The 15,000-nt window shown below is 66.3% G+C and carries 14 protein-coding genes; 7 read left to right on the top strand and 7 right to left on the bottom strand.

The features are described 5' to 3' along the window. Positions 1–50: 50 nt before the first annotated feature. From NMD1_RS13250 to NMD1_RS13240, 3 genes are all read left to right on the top strand, one after another. Positions 51–1,436: an aminomethyltransferase family protein gene (locus NMD1_RS13250; RefSeq protein WP_125955124.1), complete on the top strand. Its 1,386-nt coding sequence runs from the start codon at positions 51–53 to the stop codon at positions 1,434–1,436. Between the two features lie 140 nt (positions 1,437–1,576). Next, complete coding sequence (locus NMD1_RS13245) at positions 1,577–2,419, top strand: beta-etherase (protein ID WP_125955123.1); 843 nt, start codon at positions 1,577–1,579, stop codon at positions 2,417–2,419. Positions 2,420–2,675: 256 nt separating this feature from the next. Then, positions 2,676–4,637, top strand: coding sequence for a glycosyltransferase family 2 protein (locus NMD1_RS13240; protein ID WP_158453959.1), 1,962 nt, complete (start codon positions 2,676–2,678; stop codon positions 4,635–4,637). On the opposite strand, the gene NMD1_RS13235 is transcribed toward NMD1_RS13240, so the two are convergent. From NMD1_RS13235 to NMD1_RS13220, 4 genes are all read right to left on the bottom strand, one after another. Next, a complete protein-coding gene (locus NMD1_RS13235; protein ID WP_124811285.1) occupies positions 4,624–5,379 on the bottom strand; it encodes an IclR family transcriptional regulator in 756 nt (251 codons plus the stop codon). The two genes, NMD1_RS13240 and NMD1_RS13235, sit on opposite strands and share 14 nt — an antisense overlap. A 4-nt stretch (positions 5,380–5,383) precedes the next feature. Further along, positions 5,384–5,779, bottom strand: coding sequence for a nuclear transport factor 2 family protein (locus tag NMD1_RS13230; RefSeq protein ID WP_125955121.1), 396 nt, complete (start codon positions 5,777–5,779; stop codon positions 5,384–5,386). Between the two features lie 35 nt (positions 5,780–5,814). Then, positions 5,815–6,948: a cobalamin-independent methionine synthase II family protein gene (locus NMD1_RS13225; RefSeq protein ID WP_125955120.1), complete on the bottom strand. Its 1,134-nt coding sequence runs from the start codon at positions 6,946–6,948 to the stop codon at positions 5,815–5,817. Between the two features lie 74 nt (positions 6,949–7,022). Continuing rightward, entirely contained in the window at positions 7,023–7,628 is a 606-nt protein-coding gene (locus NMD1_RS13220; RefSeq protein WP_125955119.1) for a TetR/AcrR family transcriptional regulator, read from the bottom strand. A 65-nt stretch (positions 7,629–7,693) separates the two neighbouring features. On the opposite strand from NMD1_RS13220, the gene NMD1_RS13215 reads away from it, so the two are divergent. Genes NMD1_RS13215 through NMD1_RS13205 form a run of 3 tightly spaced genes read left to right on the top strand, consistent with a single transcriptional unit; the run spans position 7,694 to position 10,762 of the window. Continuing rightward, positions 7,694–8,086 (top strand): cytochrome c5 family protein, encoded by a 393-nt coding sequence (locus tag NMD1_RS13215; protein WP_199558130.1) that lies wholly within the window; start codon positions 7,694–7,696, stop codon positions 8,084–8,086. A 5-nt stretch (positions 8,087–8,091) separates the two neighbouring features. Then, a complete protein-coding gene (locus NMD1_RS13210; protein ID WP_199558129.1) occupies positions 8,092–9,501 on the top strand; it encodes a D-arabinono-1,4-lactone oxidase in 1,410 nt (469 codons plus the stop codon). After that, positions 9,491–10,762: an alanine racemase gene (locus tag NMD1_RS13205; RefSeq protein WP_125955118.1), complete on the top strand. Its 1,272-nt coding sequence runs from the start codon at positions 9,491–9,493 to the stop codon at positions 10,760–10,762. Before NMD1_RS13210 ends, NMD1_RS13205 begins: the two co-directional genes overlap by 11 nt. Before the next feature lie 10 nt (positions 10,763–10,772). Here the strand turns inward: NMD1_RS13205 and NMD1_RS13200 are convergent, their stop codons facing one another. The 3 genes from NMD1_RS13200 to NMD1_RS13190 are packed head-to-tail and all read right to left on the bottom strand — an operon-like array spanning position 10,773 to position 14,500. Further along, positions 10,773–11,762, bottom strand: coding sequence for a HupE/UreJ family protein (locus NMD1_RS13200; RefSeq protein ID WP_233497630.1), 990 nt, complete (start codon positions 11,760–11,762; stop codon positions 10,773–10,775). Beyond that, positions 11,759–12,592 (bottom strand): peptidyl-prolyl cis-trans isomerase, encoded by an 834-nt coding sequence (locus tag NMD1_RS13195; protein ID WP_125955117.1) that lies wholly within the window; start codon positions 12,590–12,592, stop codon positions 11,759–11,761. Before NMD1_RS13195 ends, NMD1_RS13200 begins: the two co-directional genes overlap by 4 nt. 12 nt (positions 12,593–12,604) lie before the next feature. Then, entirely contained in the window at positions 12,605–14,500 is a 1,896-nt protein-coding gene (locus NMD1_RS13190) for a DUF3604 domain-containing protein (protein ID WP_125955116.1), read from the bottom strand. A gap of 224 nt (positions 14,501–14,724) precedes the next feature. On the opposite strand from NMD1_RS13190, the gene NMD1_RS13185 reads away from it, so the two are divergent. Further along, on the top strand, positions 14,725–15,000 hold a 276-nt coding region (locus tag NMD1_RS13185; RefSeq protein WP_304413632.1), incomplete at its 3' end, for a 1-deoxy-D-xylulose-5-phosphate synthase N-terminal domain-containing protein.

Below are 15,000 nucleotides of genomic sequence, written 5' to 3'. Positions count from 1 at the left end.
AGGCATGAGGCGTTCACGCCAAACCACCTCGCACGGGAGAGTCTCCATCCATGTCGCAAAATCTTGAACAGCTGCTGCAGAGCCAGGCCGATGTCGTCGGCTTCCTGCGCAACCAGCAGGTCGGCCCGAACGTCTATCCCGGCGTGCCCGCCGAATATTCCAACTGGCGCGCGGAACAATGGGCCTGGGGCCACACGGCCGTGCTTTACAACCAGTCGTATCACATGGTCGATCTGGCGGTGCGCGGCCCCGATGCGTTCAAGATGCTGGAATATCTTGCGATCAACACCTTCAAGGGCTTCCAGCCCGATCGCGCCAAGCAGTTCGTGCCCTGCACGCCCGATGGCTACGTCATCGGCGACGTGATCCTGTTCTATCTCGACGAGAACGAATTCAACCTCGTCGGCCGCGCGCCGTCGATCGAGTGGGTCGAATATCACGCCGCGAGCGGCAACTGGAATGTGACCGTCGAGCGTGACGAACGCTGGGCGATGCGCACCGACGGGAAGCGCAATTCGTACCGCTTCCAGATCCAGGGCCCCAACGCGATGAAGATCATCGAGAAGGCCACGGGCAAGCCGGCGCCGGAACTGAAGTTCTTCCACATGACCCGCATGACGATCGGCGGCAAGGACGTGCGCGCCCTGCGCCACGGCATGGCCGGTCAGCCGGGCTTCGAACTGTTCGGCCCGTGGGAAGACTATGCCGCCGTCCACGGCGCGCTGGTGGAAGCCGGCAAGGACTTCGGCCTGGCGCTGGTCGGTGGCCGTGCCTATTCGTCCAACACGCTGGAATCGGGCTGGATCCCCTCCCCGCTGCCGGCGATCTACACGGGCGAGGCGCTGAAGCCCTATCGCGAATGGCTCTCCGCCAATTCCTATGAAGGCAAGTGCTCGGTCGGCGGCAGCTATGTGCCCGACAGCATCGACGGCTATTACACCAATCCCTGGGATCTCGGGTACGGCCCGTTCGTGAAGTTCGACCACGAGTTCATCGGCCGCGCCGCGCTCGAGAAGATGGCAGCCGGCCCCAAGCGCACCAAGGTGACGCTGGCGCTCGATAACGAGGACGTGATGCGCGTGCAGTCCTCTGCCCTGAGCAAGGGCGAACGGGCCAAGTTCATGGAGTACCCCAGCTCGGTCTACGCCATGCACCCGTTCGACCTGGTGCTGAAGGACGGCAAGACGGCCGGTATCTCGACGTGGATCGGCTACAGCGCCAACGAGGGCAAGTTCCTGACGCTGGCCATGATGGAACCGGGCTTCGAAACCCCCGGCACCGAAGTATCGCTGCTGTGGGGCGAACCCGATGGCGGCACCACCAAGCCGACCGTCGAACCCCACGTCCAGACCGAGATCAAGGCGGTCGTCGCCTCCGTGCCCTATTCGGAAGTCGCCCGTGACAGCTATGCCGAAGGCTGGCGTACCCGGAAGTAATTCCGCGCAAGCCCGAAGCGTGAGCGCCGGCTCCTCCCGACGGGGCCGGCGCTCTTTTTTTGCCCGAATTTAGTTTGTAAACCTAACAATTCGTGGCATGATCGTTCGCAGAAAAGAAGACGCCCAGGAGAGCAACCGGCATGGCCGCGAACAACACCATCACCTTCTACGATCTTGCCCTTTCGACGGGCGCCACGATCAGCCCGTTCGTCTGGGCCACCAAGTATGCCGTCAAGCACAAGGGCTTCGAACTGGACGTCGTGCCCGGCGGCTTCACCGGCATTCTCGAACGCACCGGCGGCAAGACGGAGCGCCTGCCCGCGATCGTCGATGATGGGGAATGGGTGCTCGACAGCTGGGGCATCGTCGAATACCTTGACGCCAAGTACCCCGACCGCCCCGCCCTGATCCCGCACGAAAGCGTGGCGGCAACGCTCAAGGCGCTCGATCACTGGTTCTGGAACGCCGCGGTCGGGCCATGGATGTTCTGCTTCTGCGCCGATTATCGCAACCTTTCGGTGCCGCAGGACCATGCCTACGTCACGCATTCGCGCGAGAAGATGCTGGGCCGCAAGCTGGAAGAGGTGCAGGCCGGGCGCGAGGAGCGGCTGCCCAAAATCTCCGCCGCGCTGGAGCCCTTGCGCGCCGCTCTTGCGCAGCACCCATGGCTCGGCGGCCCCACCCCTAACTATGCCGATTTCCGCATCATGGGCGGTATCCTGTTCACCGCGTCGGTATGCCAGACCCCGGTATTGGCCGAAGACGATCCGCTGCGCGACTGGATCGAGCGCTGCCTCGACCTGTACGGCGGACTGGGCCGCCATCCCGGCCTGTTCCCGCTGTTCGGCCTGAAGCAGCGCGATGGTGATCCCGACCTGTTCAACCGCCAGGCGGGGCAAGGCGGCATCTACAAGCGCAACACCGGGCCGGAATCGACCCGAGCCGAAACGCAGCGAATCACCGAAGGCATGGCTGCCGCCTGAGGCATCGAGCACGATCACAGCACCCGGAGGGCGCGAACCATGCCTTCCGTTGTGGCGATCGACGGGCAAGGCGCTCACTCTGGCTGTAACCTGTTGCATTGCGTGGCAAGAATTGCACGCCCCGTCGCACCCGGGACTGTCAAAGAGAAACCTTTGCTGCTTTCGCGATTTCGTTCGATCGGTCCCGCCCGTGCGGAGACAGGTCCGGCGGATTCGGCATTTGCCTGATTCCGAACGAAATCTGGGGTCGCAGTTGTTGACGTTCTCTCGTGCTTCGCTTGATGCGCCGCTGCTGTTCGCGGCGATCTCCGCCTGCCTTTCCGCGCTTGTAGCACTGGCGCGATACAGGGAGCCGGTGCGGCTCGCGCCGTCCCGGTTGCGCGACCTGTGCGAACTCTGCGCGCTTGCGGCAGCCGCGCTGACGGCCACCGTACTCCTGGCTGGCCCTGCCCCCTCTTTGTCAGCCACGCCGCTGTTGCTCGCAACCTTCGTCTTCGCGGGCCTGTGCATGGTTTTGCGGATACGGGTGGCCCGCCTGAACAACGCCGGTATCGCCTGGCATGCCGCGCAAATTCTCGCGGTGACGGTTGCGACCGGCTGGAGCGCGCTGTTCATCGGCGAAAGCGATTTTCCCGGCTGGTTCCGCATACCCGCCCTGATCGGGCTGGCGCTGGGCACGGTCGTTGCCCTGGCCGCAATGGCTGGCAGCATCGCGCGTGACGCCGCCATTACGCATGAACGCTGGCGGCGGCCTGTATCGCCGGGCAGCGCATCAGCAAAGGCGGCGCGTGAACCGAAGGTCTCGCTCCATCTGCCCTGCTATTCCGAACCGCCCGCGGTCGTGATGGGGACGATGGATCGCCTGGCGGCGCTTGCCTATGCCAATTTCGAAGTGCTGGTCTGCGACAACAACACGCCGGACGAAGCCCTTTGGCGTCCGCTGGAAGCCCATTGCACTGCGCTCAATCGGCAGCTTGGCCGCACCGTGTTCCGCTTCTTCCACGTCGCTCCCCTGGAAGGTGCGAAGGCCGGCGCGCTCAACTTCTGCCTCGACGTCATGGCGCGCGATACCGAGATCGTTGGCGTGATCGATGCCGATTATCACGCCACACGCGATTTCCTGTCGCGGCTGGTGCCGCATTTCGACGATGCCAATCTGGGCTATATCCAGACTCCCCACGATTATCGCGGGTACGCGGGCAGCCCGTGGCTGACCGCCTGCCATTGGGAATACATGCCGGTGAACAAGGTCGACTGGCGTGGAATCAGCGAATACGGCGGCGCATTCACCATCGGCACGATGTGCCTGCTGCGCGCGCAGGCGCTCAGGGATGCCGGCGGGTGGGCCGAATGGTGCCTTACCGAGGATTCCGAAGTTTCGGTCCGGATGCGGGCCACCGGCTGGCACGGGCTTTACTTCAACGAAACGTTCGGACGGGGACTGATCCCCGAAACCTTCGACGATTACCGCAAGCAGCGGTTTCGCTGGACCGCCGGCCCCGTGCAGCAGTTGCGCCGCCACTGGCGGTTGTTCCTGCCGCAACCCATCGCCGGAGCGCTACCGGGCTGGTCGAAGCTTCTTGAAGTGTTGCGCTGCGTCGCCCCGCTGCAGCGCATGGGAGCGCTGGTCCTGATGCTGGCGGGCACGGTTTTCATGGGCCTTGCCCAATCAGCCCGCGCCGGCGATCCCGTGGACATCCCCAACGTGGTGTGGGCGCTGATGATCCTTGGCGGGATGACCTGGTGCGCGCGCACGGCGCACCGCTATCGCCTGTCCGGCTGCCATGAACCGCGCGACATGGTGCTGGGCGAAATCGCCCGCGCCTCGCTCACGTGGATCGTGCTGCTCGGCGGCGTCGCCGGGCTTTCCCGCCGCCCGCTGGCCTGGCGCCGCACGCCAAAATTCGCCGTGTCCGCGTCGCGCCGTTCGCCCTTCGCCGATACGGCGGCGGAATCCGTGCTGGGCGCGCTGTTCCTCGCGCTGACGGTAACGATCCTGGCGATCGACACCGGTTGGGGAAGCGAAACCGAATGGCTGCTGGCGCTGCAGCTTGCCAGCCTGTCCGCCGCGTTCCTGTGCGCCCCGGTCATGTCATGGCTGGCGCAGCGGCACGCCCGGCAGGCTTCGCGCGCCAATCACAAGCAAACGACCCACAAACCGGCCGGAAGCCTGCACATCGGACCGGTTTCCGCGCCCGTTCCGACTACGCTTCCCTGATCGCGTCCGCGCTGCGCTGGAGCAGTATCCTGATCCGCTGTTCCAGCGCGGGGTCGAACCGGACCGCGGGCACCGCCACGCTGAACACGCCGATCTGCCGGTCGCCCAGCCTGACCGGCACAGCCACCCCGCAAATACCAAGCGTGGCCCGCTCGCGCGCGGTGCAGAAGCCGTTTTGCCGGATCTCCGCGATATCGGCGCGCAGATCGGCCTCCGCAACGCGTGTTTTCGGCGTCAGTTGTTCCCGTGCGCTTCGGGCGAAATAGTCCGCCAGTTCCGCCTCGGACATTCCCGCCAGCAGGACCAGCCCGCCGGCCAGCCCGTGCAGCGGCTTGCGCGTGCCGGGATCGATCGCATAGCGCAGCGCCTGATCGCTGGCTTCGGTCACCAGCGCCTCGGCATCCCAGCCGGCGCGGATCATGAACGACGAGGTTTCGTTCAACTCGCTGCGCAAGGCGCGCACCAGCGGTGCCACGCGCTCCTCCAGCGAGAGCGAAGACACGGGCGCACGCAACCGCTCCAGCCCTGGTCCCGGCAGGTAGCGCCTCCCTTGCCGGGCCAGGTATTCCCGCTCGGCCAGCGTCGCCAGCAGATAGGACAGGCTGCTGACGGGAATCCCCAGCGCCGCCGCGATCTCCTGCGCGATCACGCCCTGCGGATGCGCCACGACGAACTCGATCACATCGAGCGTGCGCATCGCGGACTTGACCGGGGCGGCAGCGCCCGCCTGGCTGGCGCTCATCTCCTTACCCCTTGAACGTCAGCGACCCGCGCCGCTCGGCGAAGCGCCATCCGGCGGCGGTCAGGCAAAAGCGATCATGAAACGAACCGACCAGTGGCGGCCCATCCCCCGTAAACAGCAGCATCGCCGAGGTGCCCCGCGCGGTAGCCGGTCCTTCGACATCGATCACCACGTTGGAGCAGACGTGCCGCGTGATGCGCGGCGGGCGGGCCTTGAACGCGGCGAGGATCGCCTCGCGCCCCACGACCGGCTGGTCCGGCGCGGTCGGGCGGAACATCACGCCATCCTCGGCATAGAGCGCGGCCACCTCGTCCCAGCGCGCCTCGTCGTTGAGGTTGGCGTAAAGCGCGATCAGGCGGGCGCAATCGTGCTCGACGGCCCGGCGATCATCGGGGTTCATACCTTGCTCCCTGTTCGCCGTCAGAGACGGCCGGCTCACATACGGGCCGCCGCGATGTCCGCACCTTCGCGCAGCGACCGAAGCTTGCGCCATGTCACGATCGGATCGATCTTGCCATAACCGGCAAACGTGCCGAAGCCGCAATCGGTGCTGGCGACAACGCGTTCCGGGCCGACGAATTCGGCAAAGCGCTCGATCCGCTGGGCGATCAGTTCAGGATGCTCGATATAGTTGGAGCAGGTGTCGATCAGGCCCGGCGCCAACACCTTCCAGTCGGGCAGCCGCGCGTCCTTCCATACCTTCCATTCGTGTTCGTGGCGCGGGTTGGCGGCCTCGAACAGCACCGTGGCGGGGCGCGCCTTCAGCACGATGTCGATGACCTTCTCCAGCGCGATGTCGTGATCGTGCGGGCCTTCGTAGTTGCCCCAGCACACGTGCATCCGCATCTTTTCGGGCGGGATATTGGCCGTGGCGGCATTCAGCGCCTCGACGTTCGCGGCCGCAACCTTGAGGAAGTCCTCCTCCGCCATGTCCTGGTAGCCGGTGTGGCGCGACATCGCGAGGTCCGGGCAATCGAGCTGAAGGTAGAACCCTTCGCGCACGATCGTCTCGTATTCCTCGCGCATCGCGTCCGCCAGGTCGGCCAGATAGGCCTCGTGGCTCGGATAGTGGCGGTTCACCTGGAACGCGGTGATCAGCCCCGGCGAGGCGGCGTTCATGAAGGCTTCGGTATCGGGCGCGCCATGCTTGGCGAGCGCCGCCTTGAAGCGGCGGATATCCTCGTGCAGCGGATCGAGCGTGACCAGCTTCACCGGACCGATGCACGAAGCCCGCACGAATTCCTGGCTGCCCATGATCGCCGACAGCTTTTTCGCAAGGTTCGGCACTTCGGCGAGGTCCGCCGCCGGCTTGCGATCGATATGGCCACCAAAGCCGGACAGCCGCTCGATCATGTAGGTCGAATAGCCGACCTTCCCCAGTTCGCCATCGCTGACCACGGACACGCCCGCTTCGACCTGCGCCTGCACCGCCGCATCGACCGCGGCCGAAACCTTGGCATCGAACTCGGCCGCGTCGTAAGGCTGGCCGCCATCGCGCGCCAGCAGCAGCGGCGTCAATTCATCGCCGCGCGGCAGGCTTCCGACGTGCGTGGTCTTGATCTTGGCCATGCGGCTCTCCCAATCCTCGATCAGTTCATATTCGTGAAAACTTCATAGCAAGGAACAGGCGCGACGCAAGCGGCCTACGGCGCGATCACCGCCCGGATCGCGCGCGCGGCATCGGCCAGCGCCGGAGCCTCCGGCAGATCGGGTTCGTCGAAGATCAGTTCGATCGCGGCATATCCCAAGTCCACGCAAAGCCGCGCCCGCGCCTCGGTAGACTGCGGGTCCTGCCGGGGGTCGAGCGCGAGCACGCGCTCCGCCAGCGCGTGCGCCACGGCACGGTGCGAGGCGATGCGGATCGGCGCGAGCTGCGGCACCGCCCGCAGCATCCGCATGATCCACGCCCCGCCCGGCGTGGCGCGGGTCAGGGTGACATGCGCCTCCAGCACGGCGGCAATGGCCGCTTCGTCCTGTTCCGGGTCCAGCACCACCAGCGCATTCTGCGCCACCATCAGCCGCTCCCCCAAGGCCGCCAACAGCGCGTACTTGTCCGGGAAGTAGTGGTAGAGCGTCGGCGGACTGACCCCGGCGCGCGCCGCCACCAGGTTGGTGGAAATGCGCTCCACCCCCACTTCTTCCAGCAGACTTCCAGCGGCATCGAGCAGGCGGTTCCACGTGGCTTGCGCCCGCTTTTGCACCGGTTTTCGCCCCGACATCGCAAAGGGGATTTCGCCTTCTTCGGTCACGTTCCGATGCTCCTTGACAGAAATATAGCTATAACTAGATTTCCAGCAAGTTGGGAAGGGACATCATGGTGCGACTCGGACTGCATCCACCTCAGGGCATGTTCGCGGCGGCATTGCTGGCGCCGGCCCTGCTTGCTCTGGCTGGCTGCGGCCATTCCGCACCGCCGACCCAGCCGCTGACCGAGGCGCAAAGCGCCGCGTTGACACCGGCCGATCCGCATCTTGCCGAACTCTATGGCGCATCGTGCAAGGCCTGCCACACCGTCCGCGCCTCCACCGCTCCGCTCACCGGCGACCGGACCCTGTGGGATGCCCGCTGGAGCAAGGGGCCGGACGCGCTGCTTGCCAGCGCCATCCAGGGCAAGGGCGCGATGCCCGCCGGTGGCCAGTGCCTTGCCTGCACGCCCGACGATCTCAAGGCGCTGATCCGGTTCATGGCCGGCCGCGAAAAGGAATAGGAACCATGGCATTGCTCACGCGCAGGAAAGCCATTCTGGGGACTGTGGGCGTACTGGGAGCCACGGCGGGCGGCCTGACGGCGCGACGTGCCTGGCTTGATCGCGAACCGGTCCCCCCGCCCGCGCTCGACGGATCGGGCCGCGTGCTCTGGACCAACTGGTGCGGCCTGGAACATGCCTATCCGGAACGTCGCCTCGCTCCCGCCAGCGAATCCGAACTCGTGCAAGCGCTGCCCGCCGCCCCCGCCCCGATCCGGCCGGTCGGCGCCGGGCACAGCTTCACCGCGCTGGTGCCCACTTCGGGCACGATGCTCTCGCTCGACCGCATGGCGGGGCTGGCCGGGCATGACGCCGCCACGCATTCGGCCCGCGTCCTGGCAGGAACGCGGCTGGCCGCGCTCGGCCCCGCGCTGGCCGCGATCGGGCAGGAGATGCCCAACCTGCCGGACATCAACAAGCAATCGCTGGCCGGCGCGCTCGCCACCGGCACGCATGGTACCGGCAAAGGGCTGACCGCGATTCACGGCGGCGTTACCGCGCTGCGGCTGGTCACCCCCGATGGCACGGTGATTGAAGCCGCGCCCGATCACGAACCCGAGGTGTTCCACGCCGCGCGCGTGGGCCTCGGCGCGTTCGGCGTGCTGACCGAAGTGACCCTGCGCAACCAACCGCTGACGCGGGTGCGCAAGGAAGTGCGGATCGTGGATACCGAGGAACTGCTCGGCCAGTGGCCCGCGCTCGCCGCGCACCATCGCAATGCCGAATTCCTGATCCTGCCCTTCACCGGCAAGGCCGCGCTTATCACGCACGATGTCTCGACCGAACCGGTCCGCCCGCGCGGCCCCGATCGCGATACCGACGTGCTGATGCAGTTGAAGCTGCTGCGCGACGTGTTCGAATTCACGCCCGGCGTGCGCAAGCGCGTCGCGGCGCATTTCCTGAACGACGAACCGCCCGAAGTGGCTATCGACCAGGGCTGGAAGCTCCTGTCGAACGAACGCCCCGTGCGTTTCAAGGAAATGGAATACCACGTTCCCATCGAACGGCAGGTGGAGGCCCTGCGCGAAGTGGTCCGGCGCATCGAAAGCCAGGCGCACGACGTGTTCGTGCCGATCGAGGCCCGGATCATCGCGCCGGACGACGCCTGGCTTTCCCCGTTCTACCAGCGCGAAAGCGGGTCGATCGCGGTCCACGCCTATTACAAGGACAGCCACCAGTTCATGTTCGACCTGATCGAACCGGTGCTGCGCGAGGCGGGCGGGCGACCGCATTGGGGCAAGCTCCATTCGCTGTCACGCAAGGAACTCCAGCCGCTCTATCCGATGTTCGCGCAAGCCGACGCGGTACGCCGCCGGCTCGATCCGCAGGGCCGGATGCTCAACCCCTTCCTGCACAGGATCTTCGATGCCGCCTGAACGCAAGACATCCTCGCGCCGCGCCGTGCTGGCGGGCGGCGGTGCCATCGCCGTCGCCGGGCTCGGCGTCCTTGCCCTGCGCCCGGCGGAGACCGGCGGCGGACACGATGCCTATTTTGCCGCGCTGGCCGCCGCGCTGCGCCGCGCCGGGCTGATGCATCCCGTGCTGGTGATCGACCGGCAGCGGCTGGACGCGAACGTACGAGCCATCCGCGCCTCGGTCGATAGTGCGAAACTACCGCTGCGCGTGGTAGTCAAGTCGCTGCCCGCCCCCCGCCTCATCGAACACGTGCTGAACGGCATGGGCAGCCGGCGGATGATGGTGTTCAGCGCCGAGATGCTGCTGCAATTGCTGCCCCTTTACGCCGATGCCGACATGCTGATGGGCAAGCCCCTGCCCGCCGCCGAATTCGCCCGCGTGATCGACAAGGCCGGGCCGCAGGCCGCCGCCCGCCCGCAATGGCTGATCGACACGCCGCAGCGGCTTTCCGAATACGCCGCGATCGCCAAAGCGCATGGCGTCCCGTTGCAGGCGAGCTTCGAACTCGATGTCGGCCTGCACCGCGGCGGATTTCCCGATGCCACGGCCCTAGCCCCCGCACTCGCCTTCGCGCGCGACAACAGCGTGCGCATCGCCGGGCTGATGGGTTACGACCCCCATGTTCCCAAGATGCCGCTTCCCGATCGCGCCTATGCCGCCTCGCAGGCCGCCTACCGCGCCGCCATCGATGCCGTGCGCCACGTCGTCGGCAATGCAGCGCCGCTGACGCTGAACGGAGCGGGAAGCCCCACGTTCCGCCGCCATTGCAAGGGCACCGTGGCCAACGAGGTTTCGGTCGGCTCCGCCTTCGTCAAGCCGGGCACGTTCGACTATTCGGACCTTGCCGATCTGGCGCCGGCGGCTTTCATCGCCTCTCCCGTCATCAAGGCGGTGGCGGACATGCGCCTGCCGGGCGTGGAGCCGCTGTCGGGCCTGATGCACTGGTTCGATCGCAACAGCCAGCGCGGCTTCTTCATGCATGGCGGCCACTGGCTGGCCCAGCCGGTTTCGCCGCCGGGCCTGTCCTATTCCGGCCTGTTCGGGCGCTCCTCCAACCAGGAACTCCTGCTCGGTTCGGCCCGGACGAACCTGCGCCCGGACGACCACGTCTTCCTGCGCCCGGACCAGAGCGAAGCTCTGTTTCTCCAGTTCGGGGACATCGCGGTGTTCGACGGGCACACGATCACCGAAACATGGTCCACGCTTCCGATCAGCGCCTAGGGAAGCGCCTTCAGGCGATCAGGCGATCGATGAACCAGTAGCTGGCGGTAATGCCAATCGCATAAGTCGCCACAAGCGTCGCCGGGCGCAGCGCTTGCGGGGTGAAGCGCCGCAACATCCCGATCGCGGCGAGGCAGACCGCCACGATCACCAGCTGCCCGGTCTCCACGCCCAGATTGAACGTCAGCAGCGCCATCGGCACATCGGTTTCCGGCAAGCCGATCTCGCGCAGCGCGCCGGCAAAGCCGAAGCCGTGCAGCAGTCCGAACAGGAAGGCCACCACCCACGGCACGCGTTCGGACAGGCGCGGCGCGCCTTCGCGGCGTTTCACGATCTCCACCGCCAGGAACACGATCGACAGCGCAATCAGCGCTTCCACCGGCGCCTGCGCCAGCCCGAACAGCCCCAGCGTGGTGCCGGCAAGGGTAATCGAATGCGCCACCGTGAATGCCGTGGCGGCACGCACCACGGTCCACAAATGGCCCAGCAGCAGCACCAGCGAGACCACGAACAGCAGGTGGTCGTATCCCGTCAGGATGTGTTCGACGCCCAGCACGAAATAGGTCCGCGCCACCTGCCAGCGGCCGGGTTTCGCCGCCACCTCCACCATCGGCTGTGCGGTGGTGAGCCGCTCGGCCTGAACCGGCCGCCCCAGCGGCGCCACCCGCAGCAGCGCGTCGGTGAACGTGGTCTCCATACCGGAAAGGCCCACTTTCTGCCCTTCCAGCGATCCCCGGCAGGTAGCGTCGCCGGTCGAGATCACCGAGCCGCTGTCCAGCCGGCTTTCGCGCGGAGCGATGGCGCAGAACGCCGGCAGCGCGGGCCGTGCCCGCGTGGCCAGCCCGCCAAGGATCGGCGCTTTCCACACCAGCTTCCAGTGCGCCGCGTCCTGCTGCGTCAGTTCCAGATAGCCCGGCCGCAATTCGTCAGCGCGCGCTGGTGCGCCGATCGCACACAGCACCGCGAGCACGAGCAGGACAAGGCCACGCACCGTGTTCACTTGGGCTGCTCGATCACCACGTCATAGCCTTCGACGATCTTGCGATAGGCCTCTTCCTCCGCCTTGCGCACGTTGGCCTCGTGCCAGTCGTTGGCAAGCTGCTGGCGGGCTTCATCCACCGTCGGCGGCCTGGCCGCGATCACCGCGTCGACGCGCACCAGATGCAGGCCAAGGCCCGAGGTGACCGGCCCGGTCCATCCGCCGCGCGGCAGCTTGCGCAGCGCCAGCGCGAATGCATCGCCGAACGTGGCACCGATGGAATCCGCGTCCGCCGCCTCATAACGCGGGTTGATCGGCGCCGCCTGGGCATAGCGCGTGGCATCCCCGCCCTGTCGCAGCGCCACCAGCGCGTCGCGCGCGGCCGCGCGGGCGGCGGGGCTGTCCGCCCCCAGATAGAGCTGCGCGAACGTCACCTTCGGTTCGCGCGCATAGCGGCCGGGGTCCTTGTCGAGCAACTTCTGGAGATCGGCGTCGGACGGTGTCGCCGCTTCGGCGTCGTTGGTGGCGATCGCAATCATCTTGTTGCGCATCCGGCGCACCACGATCTCGTCATCCTTGTCCAGCCCCAGCCGCAGCGCCTCGCGGTAGTAGACCTGTTCGTGGACATAGTCGCTGATCAGCCCGTCCATTTCCTGCGGCGTGGGCTGGCGGTGGAAGCTTTCGGTAAAGCGGTTGAGCAGGCGCGAGACGACCTCCGCGTTCACCACGATGCGCCGTTCGCCCGCGTCGGGCGCGCGGCCGGACAGCAGGGCGAAGACCAGCGCCCCCGCGATCATGAAATGCACCAGTGGTTCGCGCAGCAGGGAGGCCGCGCGGGATCGCAGGGTCATGTCCGGGCACCGTTACGAAGGAGTGTACCAGATCGCCGAGGTATAGGCGCGTTCCTGCTGCTTACGCGGGATGTCCGGCGTCAGGGTGAGGTGGTACTTCACCGCGTCATAGCTGACCCAGTTCGGCGTCGGGATTTCCAGCACGCGCACATAGTAGAACGCGCGCATCGCCGGATCGAACTCCGGATCGGTCCACACGCTGGCCAGCGAAGGCGCGCCGATCGAATTGGCATAGGTCGCCCGCGTCAGGTCCACGGTATCGCCCACCGCCGGCACCTTGCCGCCCGCAGGCTTGCGCTTCGCCATATCGCTCCACACGACATCGAAGACCTTCTCGTGCGATTTGCCGCCCTTGTCGACCCAGCCCTTGACGATCTGGACGCGATCGAGATTGGCGCCGACCGGGTCTTTCAGCGCGGAAACGATGAAGCTCGGCGCGCCCGCGCCCTTGTGCCCGGAAAGATCGCTGCCCATCGGCACGCCACGACGATAGCCGGCGTGGACCCAGTCGCCCCTGAGATCGTCGCCCTTGAAATCCCAGCCGCCGAAGAAGCGCACGGTCATGCGCGGCCCCGTGGTGCCATAGACTTCGCGGCGCTGGATCGCGTCGAAGATCGCGGTGCGCGTGTTGGCGCGCGCCCATACGGCGGCATAGCCGCTCGCCAGCGATTGCCAGTTCATGCGGCCGCTGTTGATGCCGGGCACGAAGCCGTCGGTCGAGCGCGTCGGGCTCGGCTCGACGCCGGGGTGCTTGCCCCAGAAGTTGTTGTCGTCCGCCGTGGACAGCGAATTGTGCGAATCCGTGGAGCCGATCACGCCGAACTTGTAGGGATTCACCCCGATCGTCTGCTCCAGAATCAGGCCGCGCTTCAACGCCTCGCGCACATAGCTGCCCGCCAGATCCCCCGGCTTGGTCGGTTGCGAATTGAGCAGGTTGTTGAGGTCCCAACCGGCCGTGCCGTAACCCGCGAATTCATCGTTCGGTGACAGGAACGGATGGGCTTCGCTGTCGCCCTTGATCTGGGTGATTTCCACCACCGGCTCGTGCGCGGCACGGCGGCGGGCCTGCGCCGCCGTCATCGGGCCACCGCTGGGATCGGTCATCATGAACATCAGGCCGTTGGAAAGGTTGGCGTTGTGCGGGATCGCCAGCACCTTGCCCCCGGTGCTCTTCTCGTACCCGTCCATGTAATCCCACAGCTTGTCCGGCCACAGTTCGTTGGTGGGATCGAGCGGCATGATCTTGGCGACGCGATCCTTGTTGTCGCGGAAGATCACGTTGCGGTGAAGGTTGTTGCCCCCCTGCATCAGCGTGTATTCGAAGCCGAAGAAGGCGGTGAACTTGCCGGGTTCGTTGTAGCGATCGACGGTATCGAGGTGATCGTTCCAGATCTTGCGCGTGCGCTCCAGCGCCTTGGCGGGATCGTTGAGACCGGCCGGCAACTTGTTCTGCGACCGCGCCTGAAGCATCTCGCCGGTCGCCTGCAACGAACCCTTCGGCCCCTGGTGCATCAGATCATACCAGCGGCGCAGCGTGGGATCAGTGATCAGCAGGCGCGGGGCGTCATACAGCGCCTTGGTCGCGCCCAGCCCCTCGGCGTGATCGGCGATCACCAGGAAGTCCAGCGGACGGGCAAGCTTGGCCTTCTGTCCGGTGCTCGACGTCACTTCCTCGCCGCGCGCGAAGCGCAGCGCCTCTTCCGGCCCTAGCCGGTTGCCGAAGCCGAAGGCGTCGACCGAATTGGCGGTGTGAAGATGGGTGTCGCCCCAGAACACGCGCTCGGGAAACTCGGTTTCCACCACCTTGATTTCGGACTTGCCGGAAACCGCCTGCTTGATCTTGTCGCACCCCGACAAGGAAAAGGCACTGCCCAGCAAAAGTGCCGCGATAATCGCCTTGCGCCGCATGATCTCTCTCCCGTTCCCCGCGTCGATCCCACTGTCACGGGTCGTTTTTTGAAACCCGAAGATGCCACACGCGGATCGATGGTCAATACGTCCGCGTCAGGAATCGGCACTTTTTATGCCAAAACTTTTCAACTGTCACGCCCGCTTCGTGCAGGACCGGTTCAGGCACGCAGGCCCACTTGAGTAGTAATGACACCACGGTTTTTGGAATGTAAGGCGCAGGGATGTCGTTAGAACGAGATCGTCCCTTGCTGGAGGGAGTAGAATCGCCATCGGATTTTCGGGGCTGGCCGTTGCCGCGTTTGCGGGCATTGGCGGACGAGGTCCGGGCGGAGATGATCGGGGCGGTGGGGCAGACGGGCGGTCACCTGGGGTCTGGCCTTGGCGTGGTGGAGCTGACGGTGGCGCTGCATTATGTGTTCGACACGCCGCGCGACCGGCTGGTGTGGGACGTGGGACACCAGGCCTATCCGCACAAGATCCTGACCGGCCGGCGCGAA

Source organism: Novosphingobium sp. MD-1 (genome assembly GCF_001014975.1).
In the GTDB taxonomy this organism is placed as follows: Bacteria; Pseudomonadota; Alphaproteobacteria; order Sphingomonadales; family Sphingomonadaceae; genus Novosphingobium.
The sequence above is the reverse complement of the archived record's forward strand: the minus strand, read 5'-3'. Positions and strand labels throughout refer to the sequence as shown.

Coding starts and splice junctions, on each gene's coding strand:
- NMD1_RS13190 (WP_125955116.1), bottom strand. CDS start 14,500: ATGCGGCGCAAGGCGATTATCGCGGCACTTTTGCTGGGCAGTGCCTTT.
- NMD1_RS13205 (WP_125955118.1), top strand. CDS start 9,491: ATGCCGCCTGAACGCAAGACATCCTCGCGCCGCGCCGTGCTGGCGGGC.
- NMD1_RS13215 (WP_199558130.1), top strand. CDS start 7,694: ATGGTGCGACTCGGACTGCATCCACCTCAGGGCATGTTCGCGGCGGCA.
- NMD1_RS13230 (WP_125955121.1), bottom strand. CDS start 5,779: ATGAACCCCGATGATCGCCGGGCCGTCGAGCACGATTGCGCCCGCCTG.
- NMD1_RS13245 (WP_125955123.1), top strand. CDS start 1,577: ATGGCCGCGAACAACACCATCACCTTCTACGATCTTGCCCTTTCGACG.
- NMD1_RS13195 (WP_125955117.1), bottom strand. CDS start 12,592: ATGACCCTGCGATCCCGCGCGGCCTCCCTGCTGCGCGAACCACTGGTG.
- NMD1_RS13250 (WP_125955124.1), top strand. CDS start 51: ATGTCGCAAAATCTTGAACAGCTGCTGCAGAGCCAGGCCGATGTCGTC.
- NMD1_RS13225 (WP_125955120.1), bottom strand. CDS start 6,948: ATGGCCAAGATCAAGACCACGCACGTCGGAAGCCTGCCGCGCGGCGAT.
- NMD1_RS13235 (WP_124811285.1), bottom strand. CDS start 5,379: ATGAGCGCCAGCCAGGCGGGCGCTGCCGCCCCGGTCAAGTCCGCGATG.
- NMD1_RS13210 (WP_199558129.1), top strand. CDS start 8,092: ATGGCATTGCTCACGCGCAGGAAAGCCATTCTGGGGACTGTGGGCGTA.